The organism is Balneola sp. (assembly GCA_002694685.1).
GTDB lineage: Bacteria > Bacteroidota > Rhodothermia > Balneolales > Balneolaceae > Gracilimonas.
On record NZMW01000001.1, the window covers coordinates 207,037 to 229,275 of the forward strand.

The 22,239-nt window shown below is 39.3% G+C and carries 16 protein-coding genes; 13 read left to right on the forward strand and 3 right to left on the reverse strand.

Annotated features, from left to right (window positions below; all coding sequences use genetic code 11):
* Positions 1–8: 8 nt before the first annotated feature.
* Positions 9–1,013, reverse strand: a complete 1,005-nt coding sequence (locus CL667_00815; protein MAL16223.1) for a hypothetical protein — start codon at positions 1,011–1,013, stop codon at positions 9–11.
* Positions 1,014–2,895: 1,882 nt separating this feature from the next.
* Here CL667_00815 and CL667_00820 point away from each other — a divergent pair.
* Genes CL667_00820 through CL667_00840 form a run of 5 tightly spaced genes read left to right on the forward strand, consistent with a single transcriptional unit; the run spans position 2,896 to position 12,685 of the window.
* Entirely contained in the window at positions 2,896–3,600 is a 705-nt protein-coding gene (locus tag CL667_00820) for a hypothetical protein (protein ID MAL16224.1), read from the forward strand.
* Positions 3,601–3,660: 60 nt separating this feature from the next.
* Complete coding sequence (locus tag CL667_00825) at positions 3,661–6,426, forward strand: hypothetical protein (protein MAL16225.1); 2,766 nt, start codon at positions 3,661–3,663, stop codon at positions 6,424–6,426.
* Positions 6,426–9,881: a hypothetical protein gene (locus CL667_00830; protein MAL16226.1), complete on the forward strand. Its 3,456-nt coding sequence runs from the start codon at positions 6,426–6,428 to the stop codon at positions 9,879–9,881. The genes CL667_00825 and CL667_00830 overlap by 1 nt, the downstream gene beginning before the upstream one ends.
* Positions 9,882–9,922: 41 nt before the next feature.
* Positions 9,923–10,963 (forward strand): hypothetical protein, encoded by a 1,041-nt coding sequence (locus tag CL667_00835; protein ID MAL16227.1) that lies wholly within the window; start codon positions 9,923–9,925, stop codon positions 10,961–10,963.
* Positions 10,964–12,685, forward strand: a complete 1,722-nt coding sequence (locus CL667_00840) for a hypothetical protein (protein MAL16228.1) — start codon at positions 10,964–10,966, stop codon at positions 12,683–12,685.
* 5 nt (positions 12,686–12,690) lie between these two features.
* Here the strand turns inward: CL667_00840 and bshB1 are convergent, their stop codons facing one another.
* Complete coding sequence (bshB1, locus tag CL667_00845; protein MAL16229.1) at positions 12,691–13,434, reverse strand: bacillithiol biosynthesis deacetylase BshB1; 744 nt, start codon at positions 13,432–13,434, stop codon at positions 12,691–12,693.
* Between the two features lie 137 nt (positions 13,435–13,571).
* Between bshB1 and CL667_00850 the strand changes: the two genes are divergently transcribed.
* The 8 genes from CL667_00850 to CL667_00885 all read left to right on the forward strand — a co-directional run bounded on the left by CL667_00850 (position 13,572) and on the right by CL667_00885 (position 20,763).
* Positions 13,572–14,801, forward strand: a complete 1,230-nt coding sequence (locus CL667_00850) for a hypothetical protein (protein ID MAL16230.1) — start codon at positions 13,572–13,574, stop codon at positions 14,799–14,801.
* A 2-nt stretch (positions 14,802–14,803) separates the two neighbouring features.
* Positions 14,804–16,030, forward strand: a complete 1,227-nt coding sequence (locus CL667_00855; protein MAL16231.1) for a hypothetical protein — start codon at positions 14,804–14,806, stop codon at positions 16,028–16,030.
* Positions 16,031–16,097: 67 nt separating this feature from the next.
* Positions 16,098–16,310: a hypothetical protein gene (locus CL667_00860; protein MAL16232.1), complete on the forward strand. Its 213-nt coding sequence runs from the start codon at positions 16,098–16,100 to the stop codon at positions 16,308–16,310.
* A gap of 6 nt (positions 16,311–16,316) precedes the next feature.
* On the forward strand, positions 16,317–16,736 hold the full coding sequence (locus CL667_00865; protein ID MAL16233.1) for a hypothetical protein: 420 nt from the start codon (positions 16,317–16,319) through the stop codon (positions 16,734–16,736).
* Positions 16,729–17,106: a hypothetical protein gene (locus CL667_00870; protein ID MAL16234.1), complete on the forward strand. Its 378-nt coding sequence runs from the start codon at positions 16,729–16,731 to the stop codon at positions 17,104–17,106. The genes CL667_00865 and CL667_00870 overlap by 8 nt, the downstream gene beginning before the upstream one ends.
* Positions 17,107–17,226: 120 nt before the next feature.
* Positions 17,227–18,612 (forward strand): hypothetical protein, encoded by a 1,386-nt coding sequence (locus CL667_00875; GenBank protein MAL16235.1) that lies wholly within the window; start codon positions 17,227–17,229, stop codon positions 18,610–18,612.
* Between the two features lie 34 nt (positions 18,613–18,646).
* Complete coding sequence (locus tag CL667_00880) at positions 18,647–20,020, forward strand: efflux transporter periplasmic adaptor subunit (GenBank protein ID MAL16236.1); 1,374 nt, start codon at positions 18,647–18,649, stop codon at positions 20,018–20,020.
* 20 nt (positions 20,021–20,040) lie between these two features.
* Positions 20,041–20,763 (forward strand): macrolide ABC transporter ATP-binding protein, encoded by a 723-nt coding sequence (locus CL667_00885; protein ID MAL16237.1) that lies wholly within the window; start codon positions 20,041–20,043, stop codon positions 20,761–20,763.
* Positions 20,764–21,046: 283 nt separating this feature from the next.
* Here the strand turns inward: CL667_00885 and CL667_00890 are convergent, their stop codons facing one another.
* Positions 21,047–22,174: a hypothetical protein gene (locus CL667_00890; GenBank protein MAL16238.1), complete on the reverse strand. Its 1,128-nt coding sequence runs from the start codon at positions 22,172–22,174 to the stop codon at positions 21,047–21,049.
* Positions 22,175–22,239: the final 65 nt, after the last annotated feature.

A 22,239-nucleotide genomic window follows, 5' to 3' on the forward strand; every position in this document is an offset into this window, starting at 1 on the left:
GTGATTGTTTAGGATGAATGTCGAACTGAAAGTGAAACAGGAATGATGCTTAGTATTCCGCTATGATCGTAAGGCGCATTAATTTTTTCTTTAAGTAGATTGAATGTCTTGTTCCCCAAAATATTGTAATCGGTATGGACAGAGGTAATAGAAGGGTGAACGTATTCACAAATTGGAAGATCATCGTATCCTGCTATTGCTATATCATTGGGGATGTCTAAACCATTTTTAGTGGCATGTTCGAGGAAGCCAAGGCACATGTAGTCATTACTGGCAAAAATTGCCCGGGGCTTATTCTCTAGTTTTGAATAAGTTTCAAAAGCATCCCTGCCAGATTCAAAAGTGTAATCTCCTTCAAATTGCCAGGTTAGATTGATATCGTCTTTTTGCCCTATAAAGTCAGTAAAACCATTTTTTCTAAGTAAGGCCTCATTCTTGTTGTGAGGTCCGGTAATGATTCCTACATCCTTATAGTCTCTTTCGTAAAAATGTTTGGCTACTAAATAACCACCCCGGTACGAGTCAAAAGTGATGGTATCTAAAATTGGATTAAAGAGAGGAGCCATAGAAATCAAAGAAAAACTCTTCGGTACTTTCTTAATAACTTCTTTGTAGTCTTTTTCCTGTAAAGCGGGGAGGAAAAGGATAGCAGCATCTATAGAGTTATTACTCAGGTTCTTTATGAATTCAGGCAGATTGTTTTTATCCGAATCAAAAATGTAAAAGGATAACGAGATGTTCTCGGACTGAGCCGCGTTATTTAATCCATAGAAAAAGGTGGAATAAAACTCGTCAGGATAGAAAGAACTTATGAGCGCAACTTGAAGCGTAGATTTATAATCATACTGTTGGTTTAGAAGCCGGGAATTGATAGGGTAATTTAATTCTTGGGCAGTACGAATAGTTTGCTCTACGTTATCTGAACTGGTTTTTGAATCGCCTCTTAAAATTCTGGAAACAGTTGATATAGAGAGTCCGGTTTGGTCTGCAATATCTTTTAAAGTTGTCTTCATAAGGTATTCTAGAAACTGTAATTATTAGCTAATAGTAGAAAATTATTCAAAAACATGAAAAATATTCTCAAGAATATAAATAATTATCAGTCACATTGGTAGCGCTTTGCATAGTATTTGTCTAAATAGAATTAATTAGATGATCAAAAAGCGCTTACATTCTACCTGTTGGGATAAATTAGCACTCATATGAAATAAATTCTCACTTCAGAGAAAAAAATAGCTTTTAAAAAGTTGTATCTTTGGAAGGGATTCTATAAAATAGGGGGCGGGCTAATACCTGATCTGGTAGCGCTTTTAAATAATAAGTTGCTATTTCAGGTACAAAATCCTGTAAAATCATAACCAACAAAACAGAAATATTATGACTAAAGCTACTATTTTTAGATCAGCAGCCCTTCTTGTGGGTGTAGTATTAATTTCTGGTTTTTCTAGTTTAACTAATGCACAAAAAATTACTCTTGAAGAAGAGTTTATCTTTTTTATTGACGGTGCAAATGTGGAAATACCAGCTAACGAAGGGGTTAATGTAGTTGACCCTTTAAATCCGGATGGTGATAACAACGTTTACAGAATCGATTACGGAACATACCGTGAAGCAGGTTTTAGGTTTACAAACGGTGATCCGGCGGAAAATGGAGCGGATATGTCTGACTTTACAGCAGACAATTACGGTGAAACCGACACTCTATTTTTCAAGCTACTCTCAGATACAGCAAATGGAGTTGCTGGTAGAGGTAATGTATTTGTAGCGTTTTTTGACACCGATACCGGTATCAACTACGAGACAGATAATCTACCATTTAGAATGAGATGGACTATTCCTGCCTGGGCTCATGATGGCCAATGGCATGAATTTGCAATTCCATTACCTCCTCGTACAACTGCGGCTTTAGACTCAGCAAATGCAGGTGTAACGCTTACCGGTGATTCTTTACAAGTTGAAGTTGACACGCTCTTTTCAAATTGGGATTACCCAGGTGCCTGGTCTAACCCTGGTATTGGTGGAAACTCAGCCGGTGACTTTATAGGTAAAGGAGTTGAAGGTTACATGGATTTTGACTGGGAGTCTGTTAAATATGTTGGTGTACATTGGGATTATGATGATGCTACCGTAGGTGGTGGTGGCCCAATTTACTATGATGATTTTTATATTGGCTCTTCAAGCACCGATCTTGAAACTACACCTCCAGCAGCAACAACATCTGTTACAGTTGAGGGTGTTGAAAATACACACAGCATTTCTTGGACTGCTGTTCCCGGAGCTGCTGCTTATAACATCTACTTTAGCGAATCAGCAATTACAGATGTTCCTGCTTCCGGTGTATCTCAAATTGGAACCGTTTCCGCTGATGGTGAATTAACTTTCACAAATTCTATTCAGGTTCCTCATGCTAGTCTAGCTGGTGACATTACTTCATACTATGCTGTAACGGCCGTGTCTGGTCTTGGAGCTGAAAGTGACGTTACAAGTTCTAGTATTGAAGGAAATGTATCGACTCTTAACAGTTATGCTTATGAGTTCAGCGATGATGAAATTTCCACTGTTTTAGAAGCTATTGGTGGAGGCACTATTCCAGATGCCGCAACTTTAGCCGGTCTTTTTCCAGACGGATATGTTCCATTTACAATCGACCAAGATCGTTTTTATTTAGAAAACGGTACTGCTCCGGATAATAATGAAGATCTTTCAAGCAAAACATGGTTAGCCTTTGGTTCTACAAATCAAGAGTTTATCATATATAATGAGATTTCAGATGAAGCATACCAATTCCCTGCAACTGAAACAGGCGCAGGCGCAGCTTGGGCTTATGACAGTTTTGAAATGGGGCTAGGTAACTATTCACCAGAATCATTCATTATAGGTTCTACTCATGACGATATGTTGAGAGGTGAAAACCCTGATTACCAATTCCGTGGCGGATCATTTGCTGATGGCACTGGATACATTCATGAAAGTTGGTTTATTAATGCTTTAATACCTAACTCAGAGACTGTTGTTGAAGAAACAGACTACGGTTACCGTACTCTTACTTTGATTAATACTGTTAACCTAAGTGGTACTGGATCTGTAAATCCTGATGCAACACCTGATGAAGCATTTGATTTCCCAGGTGGTACTGAAGTGAAAACATATCCGTTTAATATTGCTATTAATGATAGTGATGAGACTAACGGTGCTCGTGAACGTCAGGTGTCATGGTCTAACAAAGCTGGTGGTGACGGATGGTGGAATACACCTTCTAAATGGCAAGTAATTGCGTTTGTTGGTAAAGATGCTACGGTATCTAACGATGAAACAAATACTGCACAACCACTTACTTTTAGTTTAGAGCAAAATTATCCTAACCCTTTTAACCCAACTACAAACATTAGCTTCACGTTACCAAGTGCTACACAGGTTACTTTAGAAGTATTCAATATGTTGGGTCAAAAAGTTGCAACTCTCATCAAAAACGAGTCTATGGCAGTAGGAAGTCATACACAAAACTTTGATGCATCTAACCTGTCATCCGGTCTATATATTTATAGAATTAGTGCAGGATCATCATTTGTTCAATCGAAAAAAATGATGTTGATCAAGTAATGGTCACAGGTATATTTATTTAATCATACTAAAATTCAATAGGCATAGCTTCTAAAGGCTATGCCTATTTCAAATAATATTCTTATGAAGGTATTCACAGTTTTTAAAGGACTACTTTATCTTTTTGTCTTCCTGCTTGCCACAAATTCCGTATCTGCATTTCAAACCGGGAAAATTGCTGGCGAAGTTAAAGATGAATCCGGCGATCCCTTAATTGGTGTTTCCGTTTATATTGAAGGAACTACTAAAGGGATAAACTCTGACGTTGATGGCAGATATAACATTAATAATGTTGATGCAGGAACGTATGTAGTAATTTTTCAATACTTGGGATACGCTACATATAGAGTTGAAAACGTAGAGGTATTTGTTGATCAAACAACAAGAATTGATGCTACACTTAAAGAATCAGTAATAGAAGGTGAAGAAGTTGTTGTAACAGCTGAAAGGCCAATTGTAGAAAAAGATAGAACTACAACTACAGCCTACATCAGTTCAGAACAATTAGAAGATTTACCGGTTGTTAACTTATCAGATGCTATTAATAATCAGGCCGGTGTTGTAGATGGTCACTTCCGAGGAGGGAGGACAGGTGAAGTTGCCTATTTGGTAAATGGCGTACCTATTAATAATGCATATAACAATTCTGCTGCATTTACAGTTGAGCAGAACATGGTTTCTAGTCTCCAGGTTATTAGTGGTGTTTTTAATGCAGAGTATGGACAGGCCTTAAGTGGTGTTGTAGATATTGTAACTAAGGGTGTTCCAGAAGATTGGTCAGGTAATTTCCTAGCGTATACAGGTAATATTGTAAGTAATAGAGAACTTGAATTTATAAGTCGAGAAACAGGTCCGGGACCATTTCTCGCAAGTGATGATTTTGTCAGTGAAACAGTTTCATATACTGAAGCTGCTCCCTTTTTAGAGAACAGAGATGTTCAGGTCTCAATTGGAGGCCCTATTATAGATGAAAAACTGGGTGTTCGTGTATCCCTCAGATACCTTAAAGACCCTGGTCATCTTATTGGAAAAGACTTATTCCGACCTTCTGATCAGTCCTTTGGGCTAAGTAACAGTGCGAGGAATAATTGGCTTATTGAATCTACCGGAACCGGTGATTATGTATCCATGAACTACCAAGATCGGTATTCTCTAAACTCGTCACTTGTTTATGAAGTAAACAGCCGCTTTAAAATTGATTACAACTTGTTTCTTCAAAAATCGGACGGTCAAGGTTATAACCACGCTTTTAAATACAACCCTAATGGAGTAAACGAATACCATAACCTTTCTCAGAATCATATTTTGGGAATGAAGTATGTATTTGGTCAGAAATCTTTCGCCAACCTTTCGTTTAGTTACCTAAATGATACAGGTGGTTCTTGGTTGCATACTCCACCGGAAGATTCTTTAAACCTTTCCAGTGCTTATGTACCTGTAGAGCAAAACACTCAGCAGGGTAGAGAAGCTTTTGCTGTTGGAGGGAACCAACTATTTTCTACACGTGATATAGTTCAGACTTCCGGTGTTGTTGGAAGTTTTACTTCACAGCTAAACAGTGTAGTGTCTATTAAGACTGGCTTTTCGGGAAGATTTCATAATCTAGACGTTAATACTTTTGGTATCACAGTGTTGAATGACGAGCCAAGAGTTAACGACAGCCCGTATGACACCTATGCTCTTGACGTCAGCCCTTATGAAGCTGCAGCATATGCTCAAACAAAAATTGAGTATCCAAACCTGATTGTTAATGCAGGTCTTCGAGCTGACTATTTTAATCCAAATTTTACAGTGCCAAGAGATTGGACACAGGCTTCAAGAGCAACGATTTCTGACCCAGAGAATCCGACAGAAACAATTTCTAACAGGGTTGAGGCTGATGACACTTTTCAATTGAGTCCTCGCTTAGGAATCGCATTCCCAATTTCTGAAACAGGAGTAATGCGCTTTTCAGCGGGATTATTCTTTCAAACACCTCAGTTGTCTATTCTTTATACCAACTCTGAGTACGAGAAAAATCCAGCTGCTTCTCCAGCACAGTTTGGTAATGCAAATTTAGATCCTGAGAGAACACTTTCATTTGAGGTTGGACTACAACAAGGTATTACTGAAACGTTGGGACTCGATTTCACCATTTTCTCTAAGGATATCAGAAACCTTACAGGTGTTGAGTTTGGACGAGCTTTCGACGGACAGAATATCTCAAGATTTATAAATCTTGACTACGGTACCATTAAGGGAACAACACTATCACTTTACCAAAGAGGAGATGGCCCAATTTCATGGACTATTGATTACACTCTCCAGTTTGCTAAAGGATCAGCCTCAAACCCAACAGACGCATTTAACCGCTTCCAGGCTGGTTTAGAGCCTACAATTAAGCTTAGAAGACTTGATTGGGACAGAAGAAATGTATTGAACAACACTCTAACTTACCGAACAAATATTGGGCTTACCATCTCTGCTATAAGTAGCTTACAGACAGGAACACCATATACAACACTCAGAAGAGACAGAACTTCCTTCATAGATAATAATGAAGATAAGCCTGTTTGGTTTAACACTGACATGAGACTTTACTACAAACCGGTAAAATTAAGTCAAGACGTTCAGTTCTTCCTCCAAATTGATAACGTTTTCGATACCAGAGCTCAGTGGTCGGTATTCAATGACACCGGAGTTTCATACGAATCCGAAAGACTGGCTGATATCCAAAGAGGTAATTCTATTCCCGGTGGTTTGAATAGCTTCGAAGAATTCATCTACAATCAGTCAATGGAAGGTCCTCCAAGAACTGTTAAAGCAGGACTTAGATATACATTTTGATGTTAAAAAAATTAGAAATCAGAGAAACAAAGAATATCAGACAGACAAGTATGAAGAAGAGTAGAAATTTATTCCTGATCATATGCATGCTCTTATTTTCAGGAAGCCTAATGGCGCAAGGAATTCCTGATGAGTATAATGGAGTAATTTATCGTGGTGAATCTGAGTCGATAGCTAGGGGAGTGCTGGATGGAAACCTTATCCAAACTAACTTCCGAAATCATGGTGAGTTTTCCAGATGGAATGACATTCCGTGGGGAGTTTGGCCTCGAGATATCGGTGGTCGCCATATTGATGGAGTAGGTGTTATTATTGCCGGTTTTGTAAACGGTAATCGTTCAGATTATCCTGATTTCTATAATGGAGCCGCTGATACCCTTTTGAATCCGGTCATCATCAACTATAGACAAGCTGGATTACGACAAAGCCCTTTTACAGGAGAGGCATGGGGATGGCTTCCGCTTCCGGGATTTAATAACCCAGAAAGAGTAGATCCGGTTACATCCGTTCTCACTCCAACTCCGGCCTTAAGTACGGATCCTAGCTCTTGGCCAGAATTTTGGCCTGACAGGCTGAATGAATCTGACGCTGGATGGCCAGGAACCTGGAATGGTCGTGATGGTCGTTTAGCAAATGCTGATCAGGAGTCTTTTTATGTGATGGATGACTTTTCTGATGACGAATATGCAGTAGATCCTGAAACGGGCGAACCATACAGTCCATTTGGAGTGTATTATCCAAGTCCTCAGTCAGATTCTACTATGGGTGGTTTAGGCTTACAAATGCAGGTCCGTGTTTTCCAATGGGCAAACATACTTGCTGAGGATACTATGTTTTTGATCTACAGAATTACAAACAAAGGAGACTTCGATCAAGAGCGCCTTTATTTTGTTCAGATTGTAGATTACGGATTAGGTAATGAGGAAGATGATGATAACGCCGCTTATGATCCCTTACTTGATGTTGTATATGGTTGGGATAGTAATGGAATAGGTACGCCGACAACCGGAGGCGGTAACTATGAATTGGGATATACGGGTTTTGCCTTTCTTGAATCTCCGGCTGATAGCGATGATTTAGTTGATGCTGATCAGGACGGTATTACAGATGAATCTCGATTTGATAATAATATTATGACGCCTATCGTTGGACAAGCCGCAATCGAGGCAGAGGTTGAGGCACGATACGACCGTGCAGCGTTTGAAAATTACTATGGTCCTTTAGAAGATCGCCCGGCTTACATTGCAGGTATTTGGTACCCTGAAGATGAAGAATTAGACTGGGTAGGTTATTCTGATGAAAATAATAATGGTGTTTATGATCAAGGCGAATTAATAAACGATGATTATGGCCGAGATGGTCTTGGACCTTTTGACTTAGATTATGTAGGTCCTGACGAAGGAGAAGCTGATGGAATGCCTACTCAAGGAGAGCCTAACTTTAATGAATTGGATGTTGATGAATCAGATCAGATTGGCTTAACAGGTTTTGACTTGAACACCCGTCCATTTTACGAAAGTGGTAATAACCTTAGAGATGATACCTGGCTATTCGAGCGTATTGTTTTGAGTGAGTTTCCACTTGGCCAAGAGCCGGTACAATCTGTTGCAGATGATGAGCCATTTGCGCTTTTTATGTCAGGAGAAGTACAACTTTCCAGCGAGAATACTCCAAATGGCAAGTCAACAGACTTCTTCTCTACAGCATGGATTTTTGGTGATAATGAGGAAGATTTCTTCAAAAATAGAAGAACTGTTCAAAACATTTATAATGCTGATTATACGTTTGCTCAACCCCCAACTACACCTATACTTACTGCAGATGCAGGAGATAGAAGAGTAGTACTATCATGGGATGAGGCAGCAGTTGAGAGTTATGACCGTTTTCTTCAGGATTTTGATTTTGAGGGCTTCAAGTTATTCCGCAGTACAAATAATGTATTTACGGACGCCAGAACTATTACGGATGTAAATGGTGCTCCTACTTATTATGATCCAATTGCACAATTTGACTTGGATAACGATATCAGTGGCACTGTTCCGGTATTGGAAGGCGATGCAATTTTTGATCTTGGAAGCAACACAGGTCTACAATTCAACTATGTTGATACTACCGTCACAAATGGTAAAACTTACTATTACGCTATCGTAGCTTACGACAGAGGCTTTCAACCTGAAGATGGCTCAACCGCTTTAGGTATTGATCCTCAGGAAAATACCTTCAACATTTCTGTAGATTTAGCTGGTAATGTAACAGGGACTTCAGTAAACGCAGCTGTAGTTGTTCCTAAGACAAATCCACTTGGGTATACTTTAGGTGGGTCAACTACTGATCTTAGCACTTTAACAACTGGTGATGGTACAGGAAGGGCTAATGTGAACATTGTATCTGAAAATCTAATTGATGAATCAAAGCAATACCAAGTTAACTTCTTTGACACGATGTCAACTTCAGGAGATTTTAGAAATACTTCAGGCTTTGAAATGGTTGAGTTAACAACTTCAGATACAATTATAGCACGTACTGAGTTTACACCTTCAACCAGTGTAATTGATGGATTTACCTTTGAAATGGAGAATAATCCACCTACTGAGGTTATTGATAGTAGAACCGGATATATCTCTAATTCAGGATCAGAGAATGAATTATTCAGTCTTAATCCAAATGAACTGGATGGACTGGAAACAGACTGGGTAATTACACTAACCAAAAATATTCTTACACCAACAGGAATCTCAACAGGGGGATTTGTAAGAAGCGATTCTGACTTCGAACTCACATGGGTAGGACCCAATGATACGCAGTACTCGCCTCCTTTTATATTGGGTGGGCAATTTACTAGAATCGATATACCGGTCTTTGCCAGAAATATTAGTACTGATACGGATGTAGTACTTTTAGTAATTGACCAAGATGAAAATGGTGAATTCAATTCAGGTGACAACTTAGTAGTTACTGAGCGACAGCCAAACGGCCAGTATAGATATAGGTATAACCTTCAATTCAATGCACAAGGTAGTGGAACTCCTCCTTCTGCTGGTGATAAGATCCGTATATCAAGTACTCGTTCATTTGGTAACGGAGATACATTCCAGTTTGGAGTTACTAAAGCCTCTATTGATAACGAGCTTGCTTCGTCTCAAATGGATGATATTTATGTTGCCCCGAATCCATACATAGGTGCTGCTGAATGGGAGCGAAGTTCAGGACAAGTTGGGCGTGGAGAAAGGAAGATATACTTCTACAATCTACCCCGAAAATGTACAATCAGAATTTTCAACGTTAGAGGTGAATTGATTAACACTCTTAACCATGACGGTGCAATTGATGACGGTGCTATTTCCTGGGATTTAAGGACTGCTAATAATGAAGATATAGCATACGGGGTCTATTTCTATCACGTATCAGCAGAAGGGATAGGCGAATATGTAGACAAATTTGCAATCGTCAAGTAGTCATGAAGAATATAAAAAGTAAGATTCTAACACATCAGATTATGAAGCCTCTTTCTACATTAATTGTATTACTCTTTTTAGTTAGCTCGGTGTCACTACATGCTCAAAGCAGGGTAGGTACTACAGCCGCTCCATTTCTCACACTGGGAGTTGGAGCTAAAGGCTCAGCCTTAGGACACGCGAATACCGTGATTACTTCAGGTGCGGAGGGGCTTTTTTGGAACCCCGCAACTATTGCTCTAAAGAATGAGGGTGGTACTTACAGCTCGGGATATCTTTCCTATAATCAACTTTTTGTTGATGTCAGCGCCTATGCCTCCGGATTAGTGTTTAATATTTCAGAAGGCAAAAGCTTTGGTATAGGCCTGAACTACCTTGACTATGGTAGAATGGATATACGAACGGTAGAACTTCAGGAGGGAACAGGTGCTTCATTTGGTGCTCATGATCTAAGCATTGGATTATCTTATGCTCAAAACCTTACCGAATCCTTTTACTTTGGTGGAACGGCTAAGTTAATTCAGCAGAAAATCTATGATATGAGCGCTGAAACCTTTGCATTCGACTTTGGATTTACTCTTTTAACAGACTATCTAAATGGTATGAAGCTTGGTGCAACCATAAGTAACTTTGGTGGAAGTATGCAGATGGGGGGTATTAACGCTGAGTACCTGATTGATGTTGATGAAACAAGTGAAGGTAATAATGAATCCGTTCCAGGTCGTATCTTCATGGACGAATGGGATCTGCCGTTATCATTCAGGTTTGGTGTAGCGCTTCCGGTTATTAAGCAAGACAATTTAGAGCTACTGCTACTGACTGATGCTCAACAAACCAACGATAATGATCTTAATTTAGACACGGGTTCTCAACTCAGCTATATCACCAATACAATTAAGTTTCATGCCAGAGCAGGTTATAAAGATCTACTTTTAGGTGATCAGGTTGATTCGCACTTTACATATGGAGCAGGCTTCACACTAAAAACAGCCAGCGGCGTTGCTCTTGGCTTTGATTTTGCCCAAGTTCCATTTGAGTATTTAGGCAACACGACGTTAATTGATATAAAATTATACTTCTAAATGTTTCAACCCAGTTTATTGAAAAAGAATAGCCACCTACATTTTAAGTGGCTATTCTTTTTTTGTGTTATAGGCTCATCTTTGTTTTTAGCAAACTGTTCTCAAGAGAAAGAATCCGAACAAGTAATTGCTACTGTTAATGATTCGGAAATTACGGTATCCGATTTTGAACAAAAATATGTTGGTTACCTGATCAAAACAGGACGAAATGATATTAAGAACGAACGTTATCGATATTTAAGTGAGCTAATTGATAATCTAGCTGTAGCCGATGCGGCTATTCAAAAGAATTATCTAGGCAACCAAACTTATCAGGATGCTATTTGGTATCAGAAGAGAAAATCCCTCGCTGATATCTACTTTGTGGATCAAATGAATGAGCGAATTGAAAACCCATCAGAAGAGGACGTTCGATTAGCTTTCGCCAAGTCAAAACGTAAAGTATATGTAAGGCATCTGTTTTCTAAAGACGAAGACAAACTCTACAGGTATTACAATAGGCTTGAGGCCGGCGAGAATTTTGTAGACTTGGCCAATGAGTTTTATGGTACTGCAGAGTATGACTCCACGGCTGGCTATCTAGGTCCCATTTCATATTATGGAATTGATGATAATTTTGCGGAAACAGCTTTTTCGATAAATGAAGGGGGATATTCAGAACCAATAAGAACAAGCTTTGGCTATCATATTATTTATGTGGAGAAAGTATTGTTTGAGGCTATGTTAACCGAAAGCGAATATCAGATTCGGAAAGAAGGAATTCAGAATAAAGTTAAGCAACGAAATCAAGCTCTCGAGGCTAATGCTTACATCCGTGATTTGATGAGTAAGGTGAATATAGAAATGAATCGCGAACCCCTTGTCAGTTTGATGGAGGAAATCAGAAATTTACCATCAATACAAGAAATAGATCGTGAGCAAGAAGATGGAGACATGGAGGGAGCCACATGGAATGATGGTAAACTCGATGAATTGGCATTAGAAGTTGATGAGCAGTCAGTACTAGGGACCTATGTATTGCTTGGTGAAAGAATTGATTTCACCATAGAAGATTATTTGAACTGGCTCCCATATTTGCCTTTAAACGAATCAAGGAACCGAACTGGAGCATCAGTAGGAAGAGCGTTGCGTAACGAGGTCTTAATGCGTTTAGCTAAAGAAGAAGGTTATGAAAATGACGATAGAGTCAATAAGAAAGTAAAAGACCGAGGAATGGAAGTTCTTTCCGATCTATATCAACAGGAACTTATTCAAATAGCATTACAGGACACCTCAGAAACAGAAATCCCGGAGAACTTCCGCAACCAGGTAATTCGGAATCGAAGTTATAATATTGAGACCAGCTACTGGAAAATTCCTGCTACATCTCTGGAAGAAGCAAAAGTAATCAGACGGGATATTTTGTCAGGGACTCCTCCGCAAACATTTCCTAACTATACCTCGATAGAGCAGGCAAGTTTGTCGCCAATAGATGCTGATTACAGATTAGTGTCGAAAGCTACTGTTGGCTCACCAGTTACAGCAAGTTCTGAAACACAAGGATGGGTGGTATTAAATGTAAACGACAAAGAGTTTATTCAAATTTCTGTGGATGACCCAGGTAAAGAGGTTGAGAAAATGTATCGCGTATTAAACTTCCTAGACACAAAAATAGATAGCATGCGATCTGCTTCAGATGTGGTCATCGATACAACGCTATTTGACGAAATTTATGAGCTTTAAAACCCTTACCGGTTTATAGAACTTTCAAAAAACAAATCCATGCTTTTTAGAGGTGCAGGATTCAGGTGATATTTAAACGGTTCCCCATATTCAAAGCCTGCCAAATGACCAAAGTATCGAGCTCTTGCTTCAAGCTGCTTAAAATAGTTTTCTGACGAAATATAGGTCTCTGGTTCATCACCCGGGTCTGACACATTAAATTGAGTATTAAAGGCGAGCATACTCTTCTTTTTTGTCTCCCAATGATTTGAAATATCAAATACAAAGTCAGGTTCAAATGGCCGGTCTTGCATGTAGTGCAAAATATGGGAGGGGCGGAAAGCTTCTTGTTTTTTCCCTTCATTATCTGAAGTATGAATCTTCTTTAAACCAGAATAAAACAAGGCATCAATACAAAGGTTTGTGCCTTTAGCATGATCAGGGTGTCGGTCAAAGGGGGCCCCGACTATACATATATGTGGTTTAGTCACCCGAACCTGCTCAATAATTTTTAACTGATTTTCTCTGGTATTTGGGATAAGTGAGTCACCCAGATCTAGATTCTTTCGAAATGAAATTCCCAAAACTTCAGAAGCTTTCTTAACTTCTTCAGCTCTGGTTTCTTGGGTACCGCGTGTGCCCATTTCACCTTTTGTGAGATCTATAATGCCCACTTTTTTACCTTGTGAAGTTAAGGCTGCAATGGTTCCGCCACAGTTTAATTCAGCATCATCAGGATGGGAAGCAAATACAAGTACATCTAATTTCATAAAGTAAATTTTATCGCTAAAAGAGAATTATTTAAGGTATTCATTAAAAATAACACAAAAGTATTTTTTTCTAAATTTGGCGTAACGAAATAAAATAATTTTCGTAGCAGGTACATCAACTCACCCCAAATACTAGCATGAGAATAGCTAACAGTTTTATTGAAGGATTTCGGATCGCTCTTCAGGCGCTTAAAGTCAACAAAATCAGATCTACACTTACTGCCCTTTGTATAATCATCGGGATTACCATGGTAACTATTGTTGACTCAGTTACTACCGGTATGGATGTTACTTTTGAAAAAAGCATGGCAATGATGGGGCAGAATGTGGTGTACGTTCAAAAATGGCCATGGGGCATGGGCGGAGAATATAAGTGGTGGGAGTATAGAAATAGGAAAGAGATTGAGCTGGAGTATGTTGAGCAAATAAGAGATTACAGCAGATATGCAAATAATGTAACAGCAGCTGCAAATAGAGGTACTTCCGTTCGTTATAAAGATAAGAGTGCTGAAGGAGTGGGGTTAAGTGGTGCCACGGCAAATTATTTGGAAATACAGGGTCTCAACATTGCTGAGGGAAGAATGTATGTGGAGCAGGAAGTGCGTTCCGGTTCAAAAGTTGCGGTAATTGGAAATACATTGATGGAATCTCTGTTTGAATTGGAATCTGCACTAGGTAAACAAATTCGGGTCGGAGGGCAAAAATTCACAGTAGTTGGAATTCTGGAAAAACAGGGAAAATTTCTAGGATTAGAGGATACTGACAACCGGATCATCATTCCAATTTCAGCATATAAACAGATATATGGTTTAAGGTATGGCTTACAAATTGGCGTCCAGTTTCCTTCTCAAGAAGTCATGAAAGAAGGTGAGTACGAACTCGAAGGAATCATGAGACGAATTCGGCAATTAGATGCTACAGCCGATAATGATTTTGCACTGAATAAACCCGAAGCATTTAAGGAACAACTTGAAGGTATGAAAGCCGGTATTTATGCGGTAGGCTTTATACTAAGTGGCTTATCTTTACTGATTGGGGGTATTGGTGTGATGAATATTATGTTTGTTTCTGTAAGAGAGCGAACAAAAGAAATTGGAATAAGAAAAGCTGTGGGTGCGAAGTCATGGGAAATACTGACTCAATTTCTGCTGGAAGCAATCGCTATTTGTTTGTTAGGTGGAATTATTGGGGTTGCACTGGCTGGCGGATTAACCATTCTAATTAATCAGGTTTTTGTGGCTGTAATGAATGTAAGCGTAGTAATAGTAGCATTTAGTATATGTACGTTTGTTGGGGTTACTTTTGGTTTTATTCCTGCTTACCGTGCCGCAAAATCAGATCCAATTGAATCACTGAGGTTCGAATAAAAATGCATATCAAAGAAACAACTGCACAAGCTATAGATTCTATCAGGGCGAATAAGCTTCGTTCTTTCCTTACGCTGTTAGCCTTAGTAATTGGTGTTTTTTCTGTCATTGTTTCTACTACAGCGGTTGCTGTTTTAGATAACTACTTCAAAAATACGCTTAGTATAATGGGAAGTGACGTAATCACCATCCAGAAAACACCTGCAGTGCAAATGGGGGAACTGGATAAAAACATTCGAAATCGAAAGAATATTGGATTTGAAGAAGCTCTCACTCTTGAAGAGCAAATGAACATAGCAGAGGGAATGAGTCCTTATGAAACTTTTTCCGCTTCTAAAATAGTATTCCAGGATGAAGAAACGGAACCCAACGTAATGGTAAGAGGAAGTAATTCAAATTTCCTGGAAAACAACGCGTACGATCTCGAAGATGGGCGAAATTTTACCGGCGATGATGTTCAGTACGGCAGAAGTTTTGCAATTATTGGCAAGGATGTGCAAGATGCTTTGTTCAAAAATGAATATCCGTTAGGTAAAACCATCCGCTTTGATGGGCGTCAGTATCAGGTGATTGGAATTCTTGAAGCTAAGGGACAGGTTTTCGGTCAGTCCTTTGATAACTTTGTTTTAATCCCTTACACAACGGCCTTAAATGTATATGGAGGCAGAGATAGAAATATTTCAGTCCAGGTTCGGGCTCCTGGGATTTCCTTCATTGACCGTACCGTAGAAGAACTCACCGGCATAATGCGAGTTATCAGGAAAGTAGCACCGGGTGATGTAAATGATTTTGAAATTGAAACAAATGAATCGCTCTCAGGGACATTCGATGCTTTTACAAGTGCCTTGTATATGGGGGGATTCGCAATAGGTTTTATTACTCTGTTAGGAGCCGGTATTGGTGTTATGAACATCATGTTAGTTTCAGTTTCTGAACGGACCAGAGAGATTGGGATTCGAAAAGCGGTAGGAGCAACACGAAAAGCTATTGTAAGTCAGTTTTTGATGGAGGCCATATTCATATGCCAAATAGGTGGTGTAATAGGGATGATCTTTGGCATTGGTGTCGGAAACCTGATGGCGGTATGGATAGAAACGGAACCGGTAATACCTTTATGGTCGGTAGCAGGTGGGTTTTTCGGAATGTTGATTGTTGGGTTGGTTTTTGGAGTATATCCTGCTTTTAAAGCTGCTAAGCTAGATCCTATAGAAAGTTTACGCTACGAATAACTTTTTGCAATGGAATGATTTAAGCATCCAATGCAATTTCTTATATTAAAGAAAAAAATAGGGCATTATGAACGAAGAAATCATCCAAAATATAAATGAACGCCTTGATCGAGCAATTGATAAGGGCCGAGAAATCCTGGAAGACGAAGATCTTCAGGTTCGACTAGAAGAACTAAAGGATAAGTCGGAATCAACCATTCGCAAAAATCCGCTTAAATCTGTTGCTGTAGGATTAGCTGTTGGATTTATTGCAGCCAAAATTTTCACATCAAAGGACTAAATCCGAATGGAAGATTTAGGTAGCAGAATAAAACAAATTACCCGCGAGCTTAAACAATATGTTGAAACTCGTTTAGAATTGACGGTCCTAAATGTAAGTGATAAGGTCACTTATATTATAGGTCAGTCCATTCAACAGCTTTTTGGCTATACTATTTTGGCTTTGGGTTTAGTATTTGGACTGGTCGCTTTGGCCATTTACCTTGGAGATGTGTTTGATGCAGAATGGGCTGGCTATGCAATAGTAGGTGCTCCATTCTTTATCTTAGGTCTTATATTTGTAACTGTGAAACCTAAATCCATAGCAAAGAGAATTCAGGCTCAACTACTTGCCGAGTTGTTAGATACTAAGCCTGTCAAAGAGAAAGAGACAATAGAGCTTCCTACGCGAGAAATTCACACTAAAGATTCTGATGAAAATGTCTGAAGAAAAATTATCAAACCTTGAAAAGAAAAAGCAGCAGCTTGAAAATGAGTTAGCTAGTATACAAAACGGATTGGATAAATCTATTGACAGTGTGAAGGAGGGGGTTTCTGATAATATGGACCCTAAAAACCTTATTAAGAAATATCCGTTACCCATTGTTGGTGCTTCTATTGTTGTTGGGTTTTTGATAGGTCGGAATAAAGATACTAACAACATTTCTTCCCCAAGAAAATATTCTTCTGGTACCGATTCAGCAATTTCTAAAGAGATTAAACGTATGCTCGCCAAAAAAGGTTTGAGTCTGTTTTTAGATTTTCTTGATGGTAAAGTGGCTGAACTAAAAGAAAAGAATAGAGAGTCAGCCGACTAATTTTACAACTATTTAGCTACACGCTGTAAAAGGATATAAAAGTCGAAAATTTAGCAACTAATCTGTAACTATTTTCGTCACTCTTCGTGTACAACCTGTTAACAAAAACGAATTTCAATCATGAAAAGACTTCTTTCATCTACGCTATTTGCACTTCTATTTTTAGTAACGTCAACGCTTTCAGCTCAGGACGTCCGAACAATTTCACTTCAGGAAGCTATCGATATAGCACTTGAGAATAACTACCAGCTAAAGCAGGCTGAGAATAATCTTGCGCTTTCTAACGAAAATATTAAAAGCGAGTATGCGGATTTTGCTCCTTCAATAACCAGTAGTCTAAGTGGTTCGAGATCTACAGGTCAACAGTTTATTGCTGACCGTTTGAGCGAGCCGGGTCTTAACCCTTTTGTTGATGTGACTTCTCAATCTTTTAGTGGTCGATTAAGCGCAAACCTTACCATATTTGATGGTTTTAATAATATAAATTCACTTCGAGCCAGTGAGCAATCCAAGCTTTCATCAGAAGAAAGTTTACAGCGAGCTAGAGAGCAGGTTATTTTCAATGCTGCGTCTCGTTATTTACAGGTTTTACTGGATGGACAGCTGTTAGAAATAGCTCAAGAGAATCTTGAAAATTCACAACAACAACTTGAGCAGGTAACAGCACAGGTTGAGGTAGGATCTCGCCCTTCTGTGGATCTATACAACCAGGAAGCACAGGTAGCTGCTGATGAATTGAGTGTAACTCAACAGGAAAACAGTCTCAAATTCAGCAAATTGGTGCTTGTAAGGCAACTACAAATCGATCCATTGGGTAATTACGAGTTTGTAGTACCTGAAACTCAGACTGAGGTGCGCGAAGCTGAGAACATGAATTATAGTTTAAGTGAGCTGATTGATCAGGCAATTCTAAATCGGTCAGACCTTAAGAGTGAAATTGCCGATATCAGAGTTTTAGAGTATCAGCTAGATATAGCTAAAGGAAGTTTATATCCTTCTGTTTCAGCTAGTGCTTCGGTTTCTTCAAGATATAGTGATCAGTATTCTTTGCCAGGTGAAGGGAATGTAGGTTTCAATGATCAGTTTTTTGACCAACAGGTTAACCGATCTTTAGGGTTGTCCGTTAACATTCCAATCTTCCAAAATTGGAATCGAATGTTCAACATTCAGTCTTCAAAAATTCAGCTTAAGAATGCAGAATTGTCTTTTGATAATTCTAAGCTTCAGGTTATTCAGGAAGTTACACAGGCATACAACGACTACACTTCATACATCAAACAGCTGCAAGCTTCTGAAAAATCAAGACGAGCAAGTGAACGTGCATTTGAGACTCAGCAGGAAAGATACAATGTTGGTTCAAGCACATTAATCGAATTGAGCCAGGCACAAGCAAGTTATGTTGAAGCACAATCTAACTACACACAAGCAATGTATAATTTGATATTTCAAGAGAAGTTGCTTGACTACTACTTAGGTAAACTCAGTGGCGACAGCGTAGAATTCTAAAAACATAATTAATTTAAAGGGATAGGTAAGGGAAATGGCGAATAAGAAATCATCAACAAAAAAACTGTTGATATGGATAGGTGGAGTTCTGGGTGTTGTAATTGCTCTGGGTTTAACTCTAAGGATGACCGGGGTCATTGGGCAGTCAGATTCGGGAAAACAGGTAGAAACAGCTACTGCGAAGCTTAAGACCATAACACAGTTAGTCTCAGCTTCCGGTAAGGTACAGCCTGAGATCGAAGTTATTATTCGTCCGGATGTTTCGGGTGAAATTATAGAACTGGCCGTTAAAGAGGGTGATTTTGTTCGTGAAGGGGATTTGCTTGTCCGAATCAAGCCCGACATCTATCAAGCTCAGATTGATAACTTAAATGCAGCTTTGTTGACTCAAAAAGCTCGCCTCGAGCAAACCAGAGCATCTCTTATACAAGCTGAAGCGGCATACAAACGTGACAAGCAACTATACGACAAAGAACTGATTTCTGAGATGGAATACATTCAAACGAAATCAGAGCTCGATGCTCAGAAAGCAAGTTTAAAAGCATCCGAGTATCAAATTCAAAGTGCTGAAGCTCAACTGCGTCAGGCTCAAGAAGAACTAGAGCAAACCGTGATAAGAGCTCCTCAGAATGGTACCGTAACTGGTCTGGGTGTAGAGGAAGGCGAGAGAGTGCTTGGTAATTCGCAAATGGCAGGTACGGAAATGATGCGGGTTTCTCTCTTAGACCGTATGGAAGTATTAGTTGAAGTGAATGAGAACGACATTGTAAACGTAGACTTTGCGGATACCACCCGAATTGAAGTAGACGCTTATCCGGAAAGAAGATTCAACGGGGTTGTAACTGAAATTGCAAACTCAGCAAGGGTAACAGGTTCCGGGACTAATGAGCAGGTTACGAATTACCAGGTAAAAGTTCGAATTGTTACACCTCACAACCTTGACAGCAGTCCTGATAAGTTGGTTAGAACGGAGAGTTCAGAAGATCCTGAACAAATGTTTGTTCCAAAATTCCGTCCAGGAATGTCTGCTACAGTTGATATAGAAACTCAAACTGCGGTAAATGTTGTATCAGTTCCTATTCAGGCAGTAACGGTTCGCGATTTTGCTAAAGACAGCAAGACTCAGAAAGCGGAACAAGATTCAGCTGAAATGATTCTTGCAAGCTCTCAGGATGAAGACTTAGTTATCAAGGATGAGGATATTCGTAAGGTGGTATTTGTTGTAGAAAATGGAAATGCAATCCGTAAAGAAGTTGAGACAGGGATCAGTGATAACACACATATTCAAATTCTCTCAGGTATTAGTGCAGGGGAAGAAATTGTAATTGGTAGTTACCGTACTCTTTCTAATAGCTTGAAAGATGGTGATAAGGTTACTGTCAACAATAAGACTGTTTCGTTCAATTAATCTAATTTTATTCAATTCATATGTCTAAAAAGCCAGTCATTCAAATCACAGATCTAACAAAAGTTTATCAAATGGGTAGTACGGAAGTACATGCCCTGGCTGGTGTAACTTTTGACATTCTAGAGAATGAATATATAGCCATTATGGGGCCTTCGGGGTCTGGTAAGTCAACATTAATGAATATGATTGGTTGCCTCGATACGCCCTCAACCGGAGAGTATATTCTGAATAATAATAATGTAAGCACGATGGATGATGCTGAACTTGCTGAAGTTCGGAATCGTGAAATTGGGTTCGTTTTCCAGACTTTTAATCTACTCCCAAGAACTTCTTGCCTGGCTAATGCTGAACTCCCACTTATTTATGCAGGTATGAAATCAGCTGAACGTAAAGAGCGGGCAAAAGAGGTACTTACCAAAGTAGGCTTAGGGGATAGGGTTGATCACAAGCCTAATGAATTATCAGGTGGGCAGCGTCAGCGTGTTGCTATTGCCAGAGCTTTAGTTAATAACCCGTCTATTCTTCTTGCCGATGAGCCAACGGGTAACCTTGATACCAAAACGGGAGATGAGATTATGATGCTTTTTGAAGAGCTTTATCGTCAGGGAAATACCATTATTGTGGTTACTCACGAACAAGAAATTGCAGATCACGCCCGCCGAATTGTGCGTTTAAGAGATGGGGTTATCGAACTCGATGAGAAAGTTGAGAAGCCTATTTTGGCTGATTACCAGATTGCTTAATTAAGGTGAGTTCGAGACAACAAATGAGTTTAACAGACTAAAGAATCGCGATTAAGGTCATTCCCGTGAAGGCAGGAATCTCTAAATATAGCCATAGAATCAGCTATTGATTCCTGTAAAAGCAATAAGATTTCGGGCATTCGCCGCGAAATGACGACTCAACGTATAAAAGCACGTATCCTTACATCGAATAGACTTTAATTAGGTAAGCTTAAAAGTATAAGTAATAAAAAAGGCGCTCATTGAGCGCCTTTTTTGTTTTAAAGAATATGTCTTCACTGGTTTATCGTAAGCCGAACCCAACACCTACATTAAAAGCAGAATAAGTAGATTGGGTATAGCTAGCAGAAATTCTAAAGATAGCCAGGCTGAATCGGAAACCTGCAAAAGCACGAATTTTATTATCACCTTCAATCTCCAAGTCAATAGGAGATTCGATAGCTTCAATTCGTTTTTCTTTTTCATTCATAGGATCGTTAGCGTAATCCGGGTTAAATGAGGTTATTGGATACATTCCTGGTGTAGCCAAGGTTGTTTTTGAAGTCTCATAACCTAATCCTCCATATACAGAAATGAACGGGAGTGTTTTACCAACAATCGCGTTGAATGTAGTTGCTGTAGTTTCAAGGTCAATGCTTTGGTCATCCCAGGTAGTAGCAGGGAATGTGTTCTCAATTTCAGCATTTCCACCCTGAGGTACTTCAGGATTTACATTAAAGTTAGCATTTGCACTGAATTTGGTATAGCCAACCTGAACGGAGATATCGACAGGAAGTAGTTTGCCACCCGGAAGCCATTGGTTGATCCCATGTTTCACACCAACACCAAACATACCAACACCGGCATCCACAACTGGAGCAGTGAATTCAGGTACATATCGTACGGTAATGTCAGTGTCTTTAATAATACCAACACTAGCCTGAATCATTGGTGCAGGGGCATAAGCAAAACCGGTTCCACCTGGAAGGCCAAATTCAGTAACTAGCTCATCTTGTCCTGTTTGGGGATTCTCCAAATAAACACCCATTGTAGTATTGGTGCTTTTGTCTCCGGCTATAGTGGACGTTTCAGCACTTCCAGAAGTAAGCTCAAGCTGACTTAAGTTGAGGGCTGTTACATCAAAAACCTTTTCGCTGGATGGAATGGTTGCAGCAGCTACATTTAAACTGATATCGAAACCAAGAGTAGGGTGCGCTTTGGCAGTGTTAAACCATCCGGTGTTTAAATCTGCGCCAAAACCCTTTGTATATGGAGCGAGAAAACTCTCCATTAAAATATTTGCATCTGCAGCACCACCTCTCAAGATAGCCCCCGCATCCCCGAGTTGAGCTTGTACATTGCCAGCCGTAGAAAGACCGACTAATGCAATAGCACATAATCCTTTTATTATTTTCTTAAAATTCATAACCATTTGTACTCCATGATGTTTGTTTTATGTTATGTATCAATATCTAAATAATTTTGGAGATAGGGAAT